Origin of the sequence: Spirosoma spitsbergense DSM 19989 (assembly GCF_000374085.1) — a bacterium.
GTDB classification, from domain to species: Bacteria; Bacteroidota; Bacteroidia; order Cytophagales; family Spirosomataceae; genus Spirosoma; species Spirosoma spitsbergense.
In genome coordinates, this window is sequence record NZ_KB893388.1 from 140,576 (window position 1) to 157,710 (window position 17,135).

Below are 17,135 nucleotides of genomic sequence, written 5' to 3' on the forward strand. Positions count from 1 at the left end.
AATGTTAGTGCCATCGTCTGTTTTTTTGCCCAGGTCTGGTTCCCCGAACGCCTTGTCGACTGGTGATATTCATGGCAGACAGACACTTTTGTCTTGGAATCGGCGGCTATTTATGCCGCTTTGCGATTAGTTATACAACCATCAGCCAGTTGTCATAGTTGTTAGGTAGATGCCCGGCAAACAGGTTTCCGGCTGACCGCCGAGCTGGTTGTATACGGCTGGACCTATTGGAACGCCATACCCTGTTCCCTGCGGCTGCATCCCGGACGCCCGCATCCGGTCATAAAAGTAAACTGCCGGATGTGGGCGTCCGGACTATACCATGATGGAAAAACGTATTATTGGCAGTTCTGATCTGTCAGTCGCTCCGCTGGCTTTTGGCGGGAATGTATTTGGGTGGACAGCCGACGAATCCACGTCGTTTCAATTGCTGGATGCCTTTGTCGAAGCGGGTTTTAACCTGATCGACACGGCCGATGTGTACTCCCATTGGGTGCCCGGTAATAAAGGCGGGGAGTCGGAGACGATTATCGGGAACTGGCTGAAAAAAAGCGGAAAGCGGGATCAGGTCATCATTGCCACCAAACTGGGCGCCGAAATGGCTCCCAACAAAAAAGGGCTGTCGAAACAGTATATGCTGCGTGAGGTGGAAGCGTCGCTCCAGCGGTTGCAAACGGACTACATCGACCTGTATCAGTCGCATTATGATGATCTGGATACGCCTGTTGAAGAAACTCTCGACGGTTTCGGGCAGTTGATCAAAGAGGGGAAAGTGCGGATTATCGGCGCGTCGAACTACACACCCGAACGCCTGAAACAATCGCTGGAAATTAGCGCAAAACAGGGCTATCCAACCTACCAGAGTCTACAACCCGAATACAATTTATACGATCGGAAGAAGTACGAAGAGCAGTTTGCGCCCATTGTTCAGCAGTACGGTTTGGGTGTTATCAATTATTACGCGCTGGCAAGCGGCTTCCTGACCGGTAAATACCGCTCCGATGCCGATTTGTCGAAAAGCCCGCGTGGGCAGCGCGCTAAAAACTACCTGAACGACCGCGGATTTCGTATCCTGCAAGCCCTCGATGAAGTAGCCGCGCAGTACAACGCTACCCCTGCGCAGGTGTCATTAGCGTGGCTGATGGCACAACCAAACATTGCGGCACCCATTGCCAGTGCTACCAGCGTTGACCAACTGCACGACATTGCGAAATCGGTCGAGTTGAACCTGGATGAATCGGCTATCGACAAACTGACGACGGCCAGCGCCTGGTGAGCGAATGAGCACCTGAACGCCGGGAGCAGGCGAAAACATCACGCTTTTTAGGATTCTGAAGCCATCAATGAACTGTATAACGAATAATTATACGGTTCATTGATGGCTTCTTCCGTTTCGTCGGCTTGCTGACTGGGGGTAGAGGATGGGCCATGCAACTTTGCGTCATCCTCCTCTAAATGACCAGGCTTATGAATGCTTTTTCGTTTTCCTTTATAGTCGTATTGACCAGTATGCTGGCCTGCACCACACCTGCCACTGATGCCGTTACGCCGGGCGGTACCACGCCTGGGTCGCCTGGTCGTGGGAAAGCCTATACGACCATCACCACCATTGCGGGTACCGATACCAAAAAAGGATTTGCCGATGGGGCAGGAAAGGCTGCTCAGTTTAACTACCCTGGCCAGATGACCATCGACAAAAACGATAACATCTACGTTATCGACCAGCAATACAGCTATATCGGGGGCAGCGTAATCCGCAAAATAGACCCGGCGGGCAATGTCACGACTTTTGCCAAAGGTATGTTCTCCATCACCGATCTCTGCGTGGACCCCCGCGACGGTGTTACGCTTTATGCCATTGAAAGTGGAGACGCCCGCAATGTACCCAACGGCATTTTTCGTATCAGCAGCAGTGGGCAGGTAACCCGCCTGAGCACTACTATCGGGTTGCCAGGTTATAAGGATGGCCCTTTAGCGGAGGCTAAGTTCAACCTGCCGCAGGGCATTGCAATGGACAACTATGGTAACCTCTACATCGGCGATGGCCTGAATCGCTGCATTCGAAAGGTGAATCTCAGCACAAGTACCGTAACAACCCTGGCGGGCAAATACACCGGCGATGCGGTATGTACGTTGCTGGATGGTAAAGGCAGCGAAGCCCAGTTCTGTACCGTCGCTGATCTGACACTCGACGAAGCCGGAAACCTGTTTGTACCCGACTGGGGCAACAACTGCGTCAGGAAAATAACCCCCGATGGCACCGTATCGACGTTTATTCCCCTCGGAACGGGCTACACGACCGAGCGTCCCCGTAGTCAGGCGGGCGTATATCAGCCCTACCGAATTCACTACGATACCAACTCGAAGCAACTGTTGATCGTGTGCGGCACGGGCAGCTCCCTGTATCTGCTGGGCACTAATGATTATCTCTATAACCTCGGCCTTTCCATTGTCAGTAACGATTATGCCGACACCAACCCCGGCGCACAGCATGGCCGCTATGGTATGGTCATTAACCGGAAGGGCGACATTATTTATACCGACACGTACAGTCACTGCATCCGTAAAGCCACTATCGAGTGGAAATAGGTGACTATCCCTCTTTTTATAACCATCAAGTTCAATGAAAACCCTCCTCTTTATTACACTCACCGCGCTGGTGCTGGGCCTTGCCGCCTGCAAAAAAGAAGCGGATTCTGTTACACCTGGTCAACCCGGCAACGCCCATCGGGGTACCGTCGAGACCATCGGGCGTTCTCTGGGAGCGGGCGTTAAAAAACAGATCGGTCCCGAAGGCGGTAGCCTGCAATCGGCCGATGGCTCCGTCAGGATCACCGTACCCGCCGGGGCCCTGACGGCCCTGACGGAGGTGGGCATCGAACCCATTACCAATACCTGCAACGGGGGAATCGGCAACGGCTGGCGACTGACTCCCCACGGCAAAGCCTTTGCGAAGCCGGTTCAACTGACGCTGGATTATACGGCAGTGAAGGACAGCGTAACCTTCGCCAACGCGCTGGGACTGGCGTATCAGGATAGTAATGGAATCTGGCAGTTCATAGGGGCTACCGCCATCAATGCCAATGCGCACACGCTGACCATGCAGACCAACCACTTCAGTGACTGGACACTGTTGCAGTGGCTGACCTTATGGCCCATTCACGAAACGCTTCACGAAGGGGGGCAGGTGACGCTAGAAGCCCGCGAGTACATTGCTATTCCAGATGGACTGACTGTGCCCATAGTCCCTGACTACGAAAACGGCTATCCGGTGGGTGATCCGGAATATATAGCGCAGAAATACGTCAAAAAATGGTCATTGGCGGGAGTAGGGGCGCTTAATCCACTCAGCACGGCTCCGGAAGCTGTTTATTTTGCTCCCCTAAAGGTAACGAAAACGCAGACCGTAGCCGTCAGTCTCGAACTGAATCTGCCCGGCTCAGGGCAGGCCTTTCTGGTTTCCTCCATTGATATCCTGGGTAAAGAACCGTTTATCGACTACCTCCAGGTGGCGGAAAAAAAAGGCCCCAACGGCCGTGATAGTGAACTGATTATTTACGGTGCCAACTTCGGGGCGCAGGACAACGCCAAATCCAGCGTGACGATTAACGGCGAAGTAATCGGCCGTGAGGACATTGGCCTGTGGGGTGATAACATCATCGTTTGCCGCATACCGATGCTGGGCAATGCCGCATCGGGCGAAGTGCGGGTAAACACGGCGTCGGGTGTCGCCAGCCAACCCCATATGCTGAACGAATGGACGGTGGCCATGCGCTACAGACGTCCCTGCGCGCGGGTAGGCCAAAGTCTATTCGAGGCCAGTACCATCTACCTGCGTATCCGGGGCGATGCGTCACCACCGCCCCAGAACCTGAATCTGCTGATGGGCGACAACAACCCCAATACGGCCGCGTTCAGGTCGTATGTACACTGGCAAGCCGGTGGCGATGGGTTCTCCTCCTATAATAACGAGGAGTCTTGCGGGTCCGAGAAAGAAATCTGGTCGAAAAGTGAGGGCGATATTGAACTGACTCCGGATGGCAGGATTACCGATCCACAGTATTTTCGCGTTGCCCTGTATCATCTGCCGGGTCGTGGATTTGACGCGGTTATTGAATACGAAGCCAAAAATGTGGTTCCTTCCAACTTCGTTTTTACCCCCTGCAAAGGCAATCCCGTGTTGAATAACCGGCCCTACACCGTTCATTTACCTACCGAATTTCATGAAGAACGTTTTCGGTTGTTGTTCAACGGAAATGGGCTGAAAGGTGGAAAATCAGCGGTTCATCCGGTGGGCATCGGTTCGTACAACCTACACTGCGATGTATCGGATGTTCCCAACTGGATGCAACAGGTCTCCGTGGAGTGGGATAACACAGCGGGTAAGTACTGATTATTTAGGCATTCGACCTTGTAAAAACTGCGTAAGCCATGAACACACAACCTGCATTCGCCATTCTGGGTGGGGGCATCGCTGGCCTAACCACCGCTATTGCACTCCAGCGAATCGGCATCCGGGCCACGCTTTTTGAGGCCGCACCCGACGTGAAGCCGGTAGGAGCAGGGCTTGCTCTGGCGGCCAACGCCATTCAGGCATTCCAGCGTCTGGGTATGGCCGACCGGGTAATTGCCAGCGGGCGCCAACTCGACGCGTTTTCTATTCTGGATGAGTGGGGCAAAGCCATTACGCGCAGCGATAGTCGCGCTATTAGCCAACGCTACGGCGTGAATAATTTTGCCATTCATCGGGCCGAACTGCACCGGGTTCTGTTAGAAAGCATTGATTCGGATATTGTTCAAACGGGTAAGCGGGCTGTTCGTATCGTACAGGAACCGGATAGCGTTACCATTTTTTTCGATGATGAGACGAGTTACCAGACGCCCTACCTGCTCGTTGCCGATGGTATCCATTCGCTGATCCGGCAACAACTCGTGCCTAAGTCGGTCCCGCGCTATGCGGGCTACACCTGCTGGCGGGCAGTGGTCCGCCAGCCCGGCTCTATCCTGCACGAAGCCACCGAAACCTGGGGCAGCCGGGGGCGGGTAGGCATCGTGCCGCTAGCCAATGAGCAGGTGTACTGGTTTGCCTGCGTAAACGCCCCCGCCCAACACAAACCGATGCGCCAGTTGACCCCGTACGATCTGGCCGACCGGTTTAAACACTACCACGCCCCCATTCCTGAACTGCTGGCGCAAACACCCGGCGAAAACCTGCTCTGGAATGACATCATTGATCTGAAACCGCTGTCCCGTTATGCCTTTGGGCGAGTGCTGCTGTTGGGCGATGCGGCCCATGCCACCACGCCCAACATGGGGCAGGGAGCCTGCCAGGCCATAGAAGATGCTGTCGTCCTGGCCGATGAGCTGGCCAGAGGTCAATTGGTGGAAGAGGCTTTTGCCGGGTTCGAGCGTCGGCGGCTGGCACGAACTCATTACATCACTACGACGTCCCGGCGAATCGGGCAGGTGGCGCAAATCACCAACCCGCTATTTACGATGCTTCGTAATGGGCTGTTTCGCCGGTTGCCCGACCGTATCAATGAACGGCAGCTGGAGCAACTGTATCAGGTTAATTTTTAGCGGCTCTGCCAGGGTGAGCGGACGGTACGACCCAAAGCGGGGTTGACCGGCGAATCGACGACTAAAGCCAGCGTAACGCGGAATGTTTCCCCATCGTCTTCAATCACTGGCGTAGGTTGGCCCAGCATGCGATACTGATGCAGGATGTTGCTCAGGCCTATCCCGTTGGATAATACGTTGCCGGGCTTGCGCTGTAGGTTGTTACTCACCGTTAGCCGCTGCTGCTCATCGGTCGTGAGCGAAATGGTCAGGGGTTGTTCGGGCAGAATTGCGTTATGCTTCACGGCATTCTCAATCAGGAGTTGCAGGGTTAAGGGAGGGAGTTTTCGATCTTCCAGACCGGGCTGGATGCGGGTGATGAGCGTGAGGGAGTCGCCATGACGCGTCTTCAGCAGGTGGTAGTAGGACTGAACGAAGTCGAGCTCAGCGGCCAGGCTGGTTAGTGGTAGTTCGTTGGCCCGGAGCAGATACCGGTACACGGAACTGAGTTCTTCGGCAAACATACCCGCCTGGTGGGGATTTTCATCGATCAACGAGATCAGCGAGTTGAGGCTATTGAAGAGAAAATGGGGATTGACCTGCTGTCTGAGCGCGTCGAGTTGTGCCCGCAGCTGCGCCTTGCTAAGCGTTTCTACCGTCTGCTCCGATTCCTGCCAATGGTCGAACGAGTGAATACTTTCGTAGGCAAGGAGCACCAGCGCTACTACCGTCAGGGTTACCGATAATCCCAAAGCAAGCCGGATCAGGGGCGGCTGGAAATCATTAAAAGCAATAAACCTGTACAGAAAAAACAGCAGGATGGTGTTCAGGGAAGAGTCGAAAATACACAGAACAGTCTGCCGGGTAAGCCGTTGCCGGTACTGCTCTTTTCGGGGATACCGGCGATGCATGGAGTTGGCAGCGACATTATTTATGAGCCAGCCCACAAAGGAGAAACAGCTGGCAATGAGCGTAGCAACACCGAATATGAACCAGTTTTGCCAATAAACCGGCCCAATCAACGCCCAGTTGAGTACGCCAATGTAGATAGGTATCACAATGGCCTGTAGCAACCAGTCGTAACGGGAATACTGCGGTACGTTCATGGGTAAGGGATAGCGGGTTGGATAGTCAAAAATACATAATTGTACCGGTCAGACAAACTCCCTGCCTTACTATACGAATCGTAAGGAATTACTAATCAGACTGCTTCATCGGTAGTTTTTTCCGTTTCATTGACTTCATAATGGGCTATGTACCCAGACGAAGTCAACTTTGACCGGTAAACCAAAAACAACTTCGTATGAACACATCAACTGCTTACACCCGTCAGGTGGGTCTGCTGACGCTCCTGTCCGGTCCCCTGGCCCTGCTATCCCTGGTTCTATCCGGCGTAGCCCTGGCCGATCATCCGGAAGCCTTTTCCGATCCGGTGCAGATACTGGCTATTCCAATGGTTAATGCCGACCTGTTGCGCTGGTCGATGCTCTTCGATATAGCCGGTTATTATCTGCTGCTGCTACCGGCAATCTTCTGGCTGCGGCAATGGTTGCAGGCGCAAACGCCCTGGGCGCGACTTATTACCTACTGCGCTACCAGTTACGTGCTGATTGGGGCGATTGGAGCAGCCATCCTGGCGGTCCTGATCCCTATGTTACTGGCCGACTACTCGTCGGCCGCTGCCAGTGAGCAGGCTACCATCCGGCTTATTTACAAAACAATAGTCGGACTGGTGTACGGTGGATTATGGAATACGCTGGAGGTGACACTGGCCGGTGTCTGGTGGTTGATGACGGGCTATTATCTGACCCGGTTTGGCCGGGCTTTCCGCTGGATAACGATCCTGCTGGGCCTATCATCCCTGCTCGATGGTTTGGGCGAGGTTTTGGAGCTGGAAGCAGTAGCTACGGCTGGATTAAATGGTTACCTGCTGCTGGCTCCCATCTGGGCCATCTGGTTGGGTATAAAACTCCGGTGGTTTGCACGGCATAGTACGCCCGTGGTTGCGGAAGACCAATTGATGCCTACGGCTTACTAGCCAGCCGGCAAACAGCCAGTCTGTTTACTAAAGCCGCTTCATCAGCGGCTTTTTCCGTTTCATCGGGTTCGCTCCTGTTACCCTGTAAAGGGGCCAATATCTTTGAATCAGTAAATAATAAACCGCCACTCATCCGGCGACTTCCTCTTTTTTTAACCAAACCGGCTTACAGCCAATACAACAAATCAGATGGAAACACTTACCCTTGAATCCAAAACGGCCGTTGCGCCAAAAACGGTTATCACTCCCGACCACATCATACAGATCGGTATGGGCTTCTGGGCCTCCAAAACCCTGCTGGCTGCCGTTAAACTAGACCTGTTCACTGAAATTGGTGATGGTTCATTTACCGGCGAAGAACTCCGCGAACAGTTGGGCCTGCATACACGTAGCAGTACCGATTTCTTCGACACACTGGTATCGCTGGGGTTACTTTGCCGTCATGATAACGGCGCTACTGTCCGCTACGGCAATACACTGGAGACCAGTATCTTTCTGGTGAAATCATCGCCAGCCTATGTGGGTGGCCTGCTCGAAATGGCTAATGATCGGCTTTACCCGTACTGGGGGAGTCTGGAAGAAGGGCTTCGTACCGGCCAGCCTCAAAACGAAATAAAGCATACCGGCAAACCTGGGTTTGATGCTATTTACGCCCAGCCTGCCGTGCTGGAGCAGTTTCTGAACGGAATGGCCGGGGCGCAGGCAGGCAACTTCATGGCACTGGCCAACGTGTTTGATTTCGGGCAGTACAACTCGTTGTGCGACATTGGTGGAGCCAATGCTACGCTGTCAATCTGCGTAGCCCGGCAATACCCGAACCTCGATTGCCTGTCGGTAGATTTACCGCCGGTAGCACCCATTGCCGCCCATAACGTAGCGCAGGCGGGTCTGGCGCATCAGATTCAGGTGGGAACGTTCAATTTCCTTGCCGACTCATTTCCAACGGCCGATGTCATTACAATGGGCAATATCCTGCACGACTGGAACCTGGATATTAAGAAGATGCTGATCCGAAAAGCGTACGAAGCTTTACCCGAAAATGGTGCCCTGGTGGTGATTGAAAACATCATCGACGACGAACGGCGACAAAATACCTTCGGACTGCTGATGTCGCTGAATATGCTCATCGAAACAGACGGGGGCTTCGACTACACCCACGCCGACTTCAACGGGTGGGCCCTGGAAGCGGGTTTCCGGTCAACGGAAAAACGGTCGCTGGCCGGTTCGGCCAGTATTGTGATTGCCTACAAATAATACCCCCTGATCCGGGCAGTAAACAACAATCCGGGGCCGGGTGAATCAATCCGGCTCCCTTTCTATCTTCCTGAAAACAGGCATTCCAATGCCTGTTGATGATTCTCCTCTTTTTGTATGAAAATTCTCGAACTCGATCTTTACACCCCTGATCTGGAGGCCACCCGGCTTTTCTACGTCCAGCGTCTGGGCCTGTCCGTATTGGCTCGGTCAGCCGACAGTCTGACTGTACGAATTGGCTGGACACAACTAACCTTCCGGTCCGTCTGCCAGCCAGTAAATCCGTATCATATCGCCATCAACGTACCCCGTGGGTCGCTGGAGGTGATCATGCACTACTTCGATCTGGATTATCTGGATACGCAGCAACCCGGCAAAACCATTGCCGACTTCCCCGACTGGCGGGCCAGAGCCTGTTATTTTTATGATGGTACCGGCAACCTGCTGGAGTTTATTGCCCGCACAGACTTGCCATTGGATAACCCCAACCTGACCATCAATGACCTGTTTCAGGGCGTTAGTGAGATTGGCCTGGCTACGGAAGATGTTGCCTGCACATCGGAACAGATCCAGGAGCGGTTTGCCGTTCCGCAATACGATAAATCGACGCCCATGCCTGATTTTAACGCTTTGGGCGATGATAATGGATTGTTTATTCTGTCGCGGGTGGGCCGTAAATGGTTATTTTCTGCCACCCCCGCTGGCTTAAACTACTGCCGCGTCCGGTTCCTGAACGGGCCGGACAGAAGTTCGCAGGAGCTTTATTTCTATGAAGTTAACCGGCTACCCATCGGCTGGAGTGTTCGGTCGGTGTCTGCTTCTGAATCTCGTTCATCCCTGGCCGTGTAACGGTTTAATCCCTCTTTTTTCCGGTTGAAACAGCCCCTTTGACTGTTGGTTGGTATGGTCAGCGGCCTTTGGTACCCCAACGGTCAACTTTGTCAGGCCAACCGGCAGTAATCCTTTCTCTAAACAACACATATAACAATGAACCATTTTCCATTACGCTCGCTCAATATCCTACTAATCGGCCTCCTGCTGCTTACAGCTGCCTGCCGGAACGATACCGATATTCGTACTACTGGCACCAGTGCCAACCCTGCCTTTGTGGGGCCCCGCTGGCAGATGACTGCTTTTGTGCTGAATCCTGCTATTGATTTCAATGGCGACGGTACGCTGGAGTCCGATCTGTTTTCGTTCATGCCCGCCTGCGACCGGGATAACTCACTCGCGTTTAATGCAAACGGAACGATGGTTACCTCACGTGGGCAACTTCAGTGTTCCGATTCTGCCAGCAACAGCGACAGGATCAACACCTGGCAATACGATTCTGCCAGCCGCACCCTGACCATTACTGATTCCGGTAAGTCCACAGAGCCTGCGACCTGGACGGTGATCGAAGCTTCTGCCAGTGTCCTGATCATTGAAAAGACAGACCTGGAAAAGGGTAAACCAGTCAAAAATACGGTTCACTGGAAGGCCATCTGATCAGAAAAATCACGTTTCAATCCATCTGTTCGTATTCGTTTCAGCTCCCCAGTGTATGAACAGTTCACGTTAAAAACGGCTCTCTCAATGGGGTCTGGGGCTTCCTCTTTTTTTATGAAACCAACAACATACCTCTCGCTGAACCTGAGTGTTCAGCCCATCCTGATTCAAACCGGCCTCCGGTTAGTTTTCCTGATGATGGCCAGCCTGTTTCTGCTAACGGGCTGTAAAAAAGGAACCGGTGATGACGCCATCCAACCCGTTCCAACGGTGACAGATCCCATTCTGCTGAGTACGAACATCACGACCAAAACAACCCTGGTGGATCAGGTTGCCAACCCCGACCTGCCGGATTATATCGTGACCAAATCCATTGATGTGAACAGCGAACTGACTATCAACCCCGGCGTGGTGATCGCTTTTGAGCGCGACGTACGGATGAACGTTAATGATGGGGGCGGTATGCTCATCGCTAAAGGTACTGCCGGGCAACGGATTCGGTTTATAGGAGTGCAGAGAACGAAAGGCTACTGGGCGGGCATTACCCTCTATTCGGGCAGCAACGTCAACGCGCTGGAATATGTTGATGTGCTTCATGCCGGGAGCCGTACGGCGTACAGCCTCACCAAAGCCGCTCTATTTTTATCGGGTAGCAGTAAAGCACAGATCGGGCTGAAAAACTGCCTGTTCTCGGAAAATGATGGCTACGGAATCTATGTGTACACCGGTGGCCTGTTGCGTGAGTTTGAGAAAAATGCCTTTACCAATAATACCGAAGCGGGCATCCTGCTCGACGCCGACAATGTAGCCAGATTAGATCCAGCCTCAACCTTCACGGGTGGCAACGGCCGTAATGTGGTAGAGGTGGCTCAGTCGGCTGTAACCGGCGGTAGCGAAATCGTATGGGCTGGCTTTGCCGACAAAACCCCATACCGGCTCAATGGCGTACTGGATATCAATGCGGGCTTTAGCCTGAAACCCGGCGTAACGGTAGAACTAAACCGGGATGCCATAATTCAGGTCAACACCACTGGCTATTTAAGTGCCAGAGGGACGGCAACGGAAAAGATAGTATTCACCAGTGCCAGTCATACGGCGGCCTACTGGCGCGGTATTATCTACTATTCGGCCGATAGTAAAAACGTGCTGGAAAATGCGGAAGTCAGCAATGCCGGCAGCATCCAGATTGTCTCGAACAAGAAAGCCAATGTGGCCGTCTGGGGTACCCGGGCTTCCATCAGCATAAAAAATACCCATGTCAGTGGCAGTGGGGGGTACGGGGTTTTTGTAGGCTACGGAGCTTCGGCCAACACCGACATCAGTACCGCCAACACGTTTGAAGCCAACACGCAGACGAACGTACTGATTGACAAATAAGGTCTGTCATTGCCGGAATAAACCGCTTCATCGGCGGTTTATTCCGTTTTATCGTACCGGGGATCGGGGAAGAGGCATAATTCATTAATTTTTGCAGCCCTTAGCCTTATTTTTACCCACATGGTAGTGAGTACGCTGAACGATAAATGGTTACGGGTGGGCGGTATTACCGCGCTGATGCTGATGAGCCTGGTCATTGATGACTACTATGAACGGCCACTGTCGACCGGCTTGATCGTTCGGGCACTGACTACGTTCGTTGCCATTGTGGTTACCTGGCACGTAATGCGGGCACTCATTTTTTACTTCCGACAGCAGTATCCGTCTAAACGACAGACGGTTAAACGATTACTGCTTACGTTTCTGGCGGGGAGTCTGTCCAGTACACTGATTTTCTGGCTGACGGGGGCGATACGGCATTTGCTTGCCTATGGTACGCTGGCCAATTATCATCCCGAAAATCATGGGGCCAGCATTACTATCAATAAACGGACAATTGCCCTCAACCTGTACGGCTTCGACTTTGTGCAGGCCGTTACCAATTTTATTTTCTTCCAGGCCATTTACGAAACCCTGTTTTTCATCCGCGATTCGTCGCTGAATCAGAAACGGCTACGGCAGGCTGAACAGGAGCAGGAAAAGCTACGGACAGCTAACCTGCAAAGTCAGCTTGATGCCCTAAAACAGCAGGTAACCCCGCATTTTCTCTTCAATAGCCTGAATGTACTGGATTCCCTCATTGACGATGATCCCCGCCAGGCACGGGTGTTTCTGGAGCAACTCAGTACGGTATACCGGTATTTGCTCCGCGCCAATGATCAGCATCTGACCGATTTAGCCAGCGAGCTGGATTTCGTCCGGGCGTATTTTCATTTGCTCAAAACCCGATACGGAGCCGGTATCGGTCTGTGTATTACCGTTGACGCGGGGCTGCTGGACTGCCGGGTTCCTCCACTTACCCTACAGTTGCTGGTGGAGAATGCCGTAAAACACAATATAATACTACCTGAACAGCCCCTATCTGTAGCAATACGAACGGAGGGGCACCAGTTGATCGTTCAGAATAATTTGCAGCGCAGGCAGACATCTATACTCTCAAACAAGGTTGGACTGGCCAATATTGCCACCAAATATCGCCTGCTTGGTCAGGGTGACATCCTGATCGGGGAAGAAAACGGGCAATTTGTGGTTAAACTGCCATTGCTGGCCGCAGAACCCCATTATAGCTCCGGACTATGACAGCCCTGAACGATACCCGTCTGCGTTTGCTGGGTCTGGTTTGTGGCTTTCTTTTTTCGACTCGACTGGTATACCCGGTTACCGGTTGGCACATTACTCTTCAACGATGCTATCGCCCTGGTAGCAGGTATCTTTTGCTGGCAACTAGCCCGCTGGGTTGTGTTGCGGATTCAGCAGCATTTTCCCGGCTTAGCCAACATCCGCCGACGGCTACTATGGCTGCTGGTGGCGCTGCCCATATTGGTCAATCTGGCCTGGGTGCTGCGGTTGTTGTCACGGTTCATGATCGACGGCCATTTTTTATACTTCGGCAGCACCGTCGAACTCAGCCGCACGATTGGTATTCAGCTTTTCTGCCATTTTATCTATTTCTCGATTTACGAAGGGTGGTATATTCTACAGCAGTGGCAGCGCGAAACGATAGAAACCAGCCTGTTAGAGAAAGTATCGCTGCAAAGTCAGCTTGTATCACTACAGCACCAGGTAAATCCGCATTTTCTGTTCAACAGTCTTAATTCGCTCTCGTCGCTGATTGGCGAGAGCCCGGTGAAGGCCGACCTGTTTCTTGATGAACTGACGGCGGTATTTCGGTATCTGTTACAGGCCAGCGAACGTAATTTTGTGTCTCCTGGCGAAGGAATCGACTTTATCCGCTCCTATTTTCACCTGCTGCAAACCCGTTACAGGTCCGGTCTGTAGCTCAATCTGATCATTGATACCCATCAAAACGACTTACTTATTCCGCCCCTGCAAACGCTGATTGAAAATGCGGTGCGTTATAACGTAATTCTCCCCGACCAGCCCCTTCATATCCACATTTATACTACCTCCGCCTGTCGGCTTTATATCACCAATACACGCCAGCGAAAAAGCGTCCGGGTTGATCGTGTTGGCCCCGGTTTAACGAACCTGGCGACCCGGTATCGGCTGCTCGGGGCGGGCGACCTGCTGATTGAAGAGCAAGCGGGCTGGTTCGTGGTAAGTCTGCCGCTGGTACAGGAAAATCAGCTTACTTCCCCATCCATTTCTTGAAATCGGTGGCGCGTTCGCGGCTTACCAGCACCTCCTCGTCGGGGTTGGGCCTGAGGGTAAGTTTCAGCTTGTTATTGAAATACGGGTGAATCTGTTGCACTGAACCAATGTCGACGATAAACTGGCGGTTGGCCCGGAAAAATTGCGCAGGGTCGAGCATGGCATCCAGTTCATCAAGTGTGTAGTCAACCGAAAACTTCTGGTTCTTACGTGTACGGAACAGGCTGACTCCATCTTCGGAACAGAAATAAGCAATGTCAGTCACTTCGATAGGCACCCACTGCGCGAGGTGACGGACCAGAAACCGCCGTCGGTAATCGGTTGGGGCTATCTGCTGACGAAGTTGCTGGACCAGCGCATCAATGGATACGGCCGGGGTCGTTTCGGGAGCGACTCCACTGCTGATTCGCCGGTGTTTTTCCAGACTGGCTTCCAGTTCCTGGCGCTTGATAGGCTTGAGCAGGTAGTCGATGCTATTTACCTTAAAGGCTCTCAGTGCATATTCATCATACGATGTAGTAAAGATGACGGGAGCCGTAACGCGGGTCTGCTCAAAAATTTCAAAACTCTGTCCATCAGCTAGTTCGATGTCCATCAGGATTAAATCAGGTGCCGATGATTGACCGGGCAGGTTATCTTCCAGCCACTTCACCGAGGCCCGAATGCTGGGTGTTGTCCCCACTATGGTGAGGGTAGGGTCCACATCCTGAAGCAGTTTAGTCAGTTTTCGGACCGCCAATTCTTCATCTTCAATAATAAGTACATTCATCGCACCCCGATTTTACGTTTTCTAAACAGCATAAAACTACTAATTTACTTGTGCGATTGCCCTATTCTTTGCCGATGGAGCTGGAAAATGCAGCCGTGAAACCGCACAACAGGCACTTGAAACGTACCCACTGCTCTCACAAATCCGGCGTTTTTCCCAGTCTGGCTTTGTGAGAGCAGCGGGTACGACAAACAGTCTGCCTGCTTCAATACCTGCCCAGGCAGGTACGAACAGCCGTTAAAAAACCTTAAATCAGCCGGAATGGGCCAATTTTGTTTTCAACATGAGCGTTGCCCTTTCGTACTGCATTTGGAAATGCTATATGCCAACCGCTACGAATCTGGTTATCGACTGGGGAAATACACGCCTTAAAACCGGTTGGTTTGCCGGTACTGAATTAATTGAAACGGGGCAGTATACCGATCTTGACGCATTGGTAACTGCGCTTGCCAACCGGTCGGTTACACAGGTAATCGCTTCCTCAACGAGTCGGCCGGCCGAAGAAATTAAGGCACGGCTGGCAGGCATAAACGCCGGTCTTATCGTGTTCGATAGCCAGACACCCGTGCCCCTGCGTAAAGCGTACGATACACCCGGCACGCTCGGGGCCGACCGCCTGGCTGCGGCAGTGGGGGCTATAACGCTGTTTCCGGGGCAGGATTGCCTGATTCTTGACGTCGGCACCTGCCTCACGGCCGATTTGGTCGACCGGGATGCGGTGTTTCAGGGCGGATTGATTTCGCCGGGGTTACGCATGCGGTTTAGGGCCATGCACGAGCAAACGGCCCGGTTGCCATTAGTCGACACACCGGCTGACTGGTCCGGGCTGGATTGGCCGGGCCTGACCGCTAAAAATACGCAGGCTGCCCTGCAAAGTGGGGTGATGAATGGATTGGCTTTTGAACTGACCGGTATCGTGGAAAGCTACCGGCGGGAGCGGCCCGGTTTGGTGGTATTACTCTGTGGGGGTGATGCCTCCGCCTTTGAAAGTCGTCTTAAACCCCCGATATTTGTAGTGCCCGAATTAGTGCTCATGGGATTGAATCGAATTTTACGCTATAATGTTGAAACTATACAAGCGAATACGCCTGACGTTAACACATAGTTTGCTGGCTGTAGCCGCTACATCGCCAATGGTATTGGCGCAGGGATTAGGCAATTCACCCTATTCGGCACTGGGTGTTGGTGAACTATACAGCCCGGCCAACGTAACGAATATGGGTATGGGGGAGGTGGGTATCAGTAATGCCAGCCCATTCTACCTGAATCTGCAGAATCCGGCTCTGCTCGCTCGCCGAACCCGTTTTACGGTATTTGAAGTGGGCCTGCTTGGTCAATCGAAAGGGCTTAGCCAGAACATCGGTAATCAGTTGCAGAATCAGCGTAACGTGTCCGGTAACCTGGGGTATCTGGCACTGGCGTTTCCGGCCAATTCGCGCTGGAATATATCGATCAGCCTGCGTCCCTATACGTTCGTCAATTATAACACGCAGGAAATCTCTACCGTACCGGGAACAACGTACCCCACCCGATATGAATATACGGGTCGTGGCGGCTTGAATAAAGCATCGATAGCTAACGGGGTTCGCATTACGAAAAATATCTATGCGGGTGTGGAAGCTTCTTTCCTGTTTGGCAACATTACGCACACCTCCAGTTCCAGAGTATTTACGGGGAGTGCCGAAGACGTACTTATCAATCGGCTGAATCGAACGAACTACAGCGATATTGTCTGGAAACTGGGCGCTGCCTGGCGGCCTAAACTGTCTGAGAAACTGACATTAAATGTAGGCGCTACGTACGACCCCCAGATGCGGGTTGGTGCGCAGCAAACGGATATTTATCAGCAAACCAACACGGCTCAGCAGGTGGTGGCGGCTCCCGACACCCTGCGGCTCAACTCCTCCGGGGCTACTACCCTGCCCCAGCAGATGCGTTTTGGCATAAGCCTGGAAAAAGGAAATTCATTTCTGGTTGGTGTCGATGTGGGATTACAGCAGTGGAGCCAGTATCGCACGCCCGATGGTAAATCAGGCAACCTGGTCGATGCCATGAATATTGCGGCCGGTGCCGAGTTTACCCCCAAGCCTACGTCGAACCGGTATCGCGACCTGATTACGTACCGGGCTGGTTTCCAGTATAATCAGATGCCTTATCTGGTGTCGGGTTTGAAAATAAATGACATAAACGGTAGCCTTGGATTCTCCCTGCCACTGGGTTCTTACCTGGTCAATCACATCAGTGTTTCGGTCGTGGCGGGTCAGCGGGGCGTGCTGACGGGCAACCAGATTCGGGAACGCTATGTACGGATAGGCATCGGCTTCTCGCTGAACGACTGGTGGTTCCGGAAACAGGTGGTTGATTAACTTTTCTACTGTA

Annotated in this window: 16 protein-coding genes; 14 read left to right on the top strand and 2 right to left on the bottom strand. The window is 52.8% G+C overall.

Features of this window, described 5'->3' with window-relative positions; genetic code table 11:
* The first annotated feature begins 322 nt into the window (after positions 1 to 322).
* The 4 genes from B157_RS0101525 (at position 323) to B157_RS0101540 (ending at position 5,580) form a co-directional block, all read left to right on the top strand.
* Positions 323 to 1,276 carry an aldo/keto reductase gene (locus tag B157_RS0101525; protein WP_020601612.1) on the top strand — a complete coding sequence of 318 codons (954 nt, stop codon included), beginning with the start codon at positions 323 to 325 and terminating at the stop codon, positions 1,274 to 1,276.
* 191 nt (positions 1,277 to 1,467) lie between these two features.
* Complete coding sequence (locus B157_RS0101530) at positions 1,468 to 2,589, top strand: NHL repeat-containing protein (protein WP_020601613.1); 1,122 nt, start codon at positions 1,468 to 1,470, stop codon at positions 2,587 to 2,589.
* Positions 2,590 to 2,623: 34 nt separating this feature from the next.
* The gene (locus B157_RS0101535; protein WP_020601614.1) at positions 2,624 to 4,393 is read left to right on the top strand and encodes a hypothetical protein; all 1,770 of its coding nucleotides are present in this window, start codon (positions 2,624 to 2,626) and stop codon (positions 4,391 to 4,393) included.
* 38 nt (positions 4,394 to 4,431) lie between these two features.
* Complete coding sequence (locus B157_RS0101540) at positions 4,432 to 5,580, top strand: FAD-dependent monooxygenase (protein WP_020601615.1); 1,149 nt, start codon at positions 4,432 to 4,434, stop codon at positions 5,578 to 5,580.
* Here B157_RS0101540 and B157_RS0101545 read toward each other — a convergent pair.
* The gene (locus B157_RS0101545) at positions 5,577 to 6,665 is read right to left on the bottom strand and encodes a sensor histidine kinase (protein WP_020601616.1); all 1,089 of its coding nucleotides are present in this window, start codon (positions 6,663 to 6,665) and stop codon (positions 5,577 to 5,579) included. The two genes, B157_RS0101540 and B157_RS0101545, sit on opposite strands and share 4 nt — an antisense overlap.
* Before the next feature lie 197 nt (positions 6,666 to 6,862).
* On the opposite strand from B157_RS0101545, the gene B157_RS0101550 reads away from it, so the two are divergent.
* From B157_RS0101550 to B157_RS39545, 8 genes are all read left to right on the top strand, one after another.
* Positions 6,863 to 7,597 (top strand): hypothetical protein, encoded by a 735-nt coding sequence (locus B157_RS0101550; RefSeq protein WP_020601617.1) that lies wholly within the window; start codon positions 6,863 to 6,865, stop codon positions 7,595 to 7,597.
* Positions 7,598 to 7,786: 189 nt separating this feature from the next.
* Positions 7,787 to 8,851 (top strand): methyltransferase, encoded by a 1,065-nt coding sequence (locus B157_RS0101560; protein WP_020601619.1) that lies wholly within the window; start codon positions 7,787 to 7,789, stop codon positions 8,849 to 8,851.
* A 117-nt stretch (positions 8,852 to 8,968) separates the two neighbouring features.
* Positions 8,969 to 9,700, top strand: coding sequence for a VOC family protein (locus B157_RS0101565; RefSeq protein WP_020601620.1), 732 nt, complete (start codon positions 8,969 to 8,971; stop codon positions 9,698 to 9,700).
* A gap of 138 nt (positions 9,701 to 9,838) precedes the next feature.
* A complete protein-coding gene (locus B157_RS0101570; RefSeq protein ID WP_020601621.1) occupies positions 9,839 to 10,339 on the top strand; it encodes a lipocalin family protein in 501 nt (166 codons plus the stop codon).
* A gap of 114 nt (positions 10,340 to 10,453) precedes the next feature.
* On the top strand, positions 10,454 to 11,716 hold the full coding sequence (locus tag B157_RS0101575) for a right-handed parallel beta-helix repeat-containing protein (protein WP_245565004.1): 1,263 nt from the start codon (positions 10,454 to 10,456) through the stop codon (positions 11,714 to 11,716).
* A 120-nt stretch (positions 11,717 to 11,836) separates the two neighbouring features.
* Positions 11,837 to 12,955: a sensor histidine kinase gene (locus B157_RS0101580; protein ID WP_020601623.1), complete on the top strand. Its 1,119-nt coding sequence runs from the start codon at positions 11,837 to 11,839 to the stop codon at positions 12,953 to 12,955.
* Positions 12,956 to 12,997: 42 nt separating this feature from the next.
* Positions 12,998 to 13,654: a histidine kinase gene (locus tag B157_RS39540; RefSeq protein ID WP_020601624.1), complete on the top strand. Its 657-nt coding sequence runs from the start codon at positions 12,998 to 13,000 to the stop codon at positions 13,652 to 13,654.
* A gap of 72 nt (positions 13,655 to 13,726) precedes the next feature.
* Positions 13,727 to 13,987, top strand: a complete 261-nt coding sequence (locus B157_RS39545; protein WP_020601625.1) for a hypothetical protein — start codon at positions 13,727 to 13,729, stop codon at positions 13,985 to 13,987.
* On the opposite strand, the gene B157_RS0101590 is transcribed toward B157_RS39545, so the two are convergent.
* Positions 13,965 to 14,756 carry a LytR/AlgR family response regulator transcription factor gene (locus tag B157_RS0101590; RefSeq protein WP_020601626.1) on the bottom strand — a complete coding sequence of 264 codons (792 nt, stop codon included), beginning with the start codon at positions 14,754 to 14,756 and terminating at the stop codon, positions 13,965 to 13,967. The two genes, B157_RS39545 and B157_RS0101590, sit on opposite strands and share 23 nt — an antisense overlap.
* Positions 14,757 to 15,039: 283 nt before the next feature.
* On the opposite strand from B157_RS0101590, the gene B157_RS0101595 reads away from it, so the two are divergent.
* Positions 15,040 to 15,861, top strand: a complete 822-nt coding sequence (locus tag B157_RS0101595; RefSeq protein ID WP_020601627.1) for a type III pantothenate kinase — start codon at positions 15,040 to 15,042, stop codon at positions 15,859 to 15,861.
* A 28-nt stretch (positions 15,862 to 15,889) separates the two neighbouring features.
* Complete coding sequence (bamG, locus tag B157_RS0101600) at positions 15,890 to 17,122, top strand: BamG family beta-barrel-assembly machinery protein (protein ID WP_020601628.1); 1,233 nt, start codon at positions 15,890 to 15,892, stop codon at positions 17,120 to 17,122.
* Positions 17,123 to 17,135 lie beyond the last annotated feature (13 nt).

What these genes read in the sequence shown, in the direction of transcription:
- B157_RS0101570 (WP_020601621.1), top strand. Translation starts at nt 9,839, where the DNA reads ATGAACCATTTTCCATTACGCTCGCTCAATATCCTACTAATCGGCCTC.
- B157_RS0101535 (WP_020601614.1), top strand. Translation starts at nt 2,624, where the DNA reads ATGAAAACCCTCCTCTTTATTACACTCACCGCGCTGGTGCTGGGCCTT.
- B157_RS0101530 (WP_020601613.1), top strand. Translation starts at nt 1,468, where the DNA reads ATGAATGCTTTTTCGTTTTCCTTTATAGTCGTATTGACCAGTATGCTG.
- B157_RS0101575 (WP_245565004.1), top strand. Translation starts at nt 10,454, where the DNA reads ATGAAACCAACAACATACCTCTCGCTGAACCTGAGTGTTCAGCCCATC.
- B157_RS0101565 (WP_020601620.1), top strand. Translation starts at nt 8,969, where the DNA reads ATGAAAATTCTCGAACTCGATCTTTACACCCCTGATCTGGAGGCCACC.
- B157_RS0101545 (WP_020601616.1), bottom strand. Translation starts at nt 6,665, where the DNA reads ATGAACGTACCGCAGTATTCCCGTTACGACTGGTTGCTACAGGCCATT.
- B157_RS0101560 (WP_020601619.1), top strand. Translation starts at nt 7,787, where the DNA reads ATGGAAACACTTACCCTTGAATCCAAAACGGCCGTTGCGCCAAAAACG.
- B157_RS0101550 (WP_020601617.1), top strand. Translation starts at nt 6,863, where the DNA reads ATGAACACATCAACTGCTTACACCCGTCAGGTGGGTCTGCTGACGCTC.
- B157_RS0101525 (WP_020601612.1), top strand. Translation starts at nt 323, where the DNA reads ATGATGGAAAAACGTATTATTGGCAGTTCTGATCTGTCAGTCGCTCCG.
- B157_RS0101595 (WP_020601627.1), top strand. Translation starts at nt 15,040, where the DNA reads ATGAGCGTTGCCCTTTCGTACTGCATTTGGAAATGCTATATGCCAACC.
- bamG (WP_020601628.1), top strand. Translation starts at nt 15,890, where the DNA reads ATGGTATTGGCGCAGGGATTAGGCAATTCACCCTATTCGGCACTGGGT.
- B157_RS0101590 (WP_020601626.1), bottom strand. Translation starts at nt 14,756, where the DNA reads ATGAATGTACTTATTATTGAAGATGAAGAATTGGCGGTCCGAAAACTG.
- B157_RS0101580 (WP_020601623.1), top strand. Translation starts at nt 11,837, where the DNA reads ATGGTAGTGAGTACGCTGAACGATAAATGGTTACGGGTGGGCGGTATT.
- B157_RS0101540 (WP_020601615.1), top strand. Translation starts at nt 4,432, where the DNA reads ATGAACACACAACCTGCATTCGCCATTCTGGGTGGGGGCATCGCTGGC.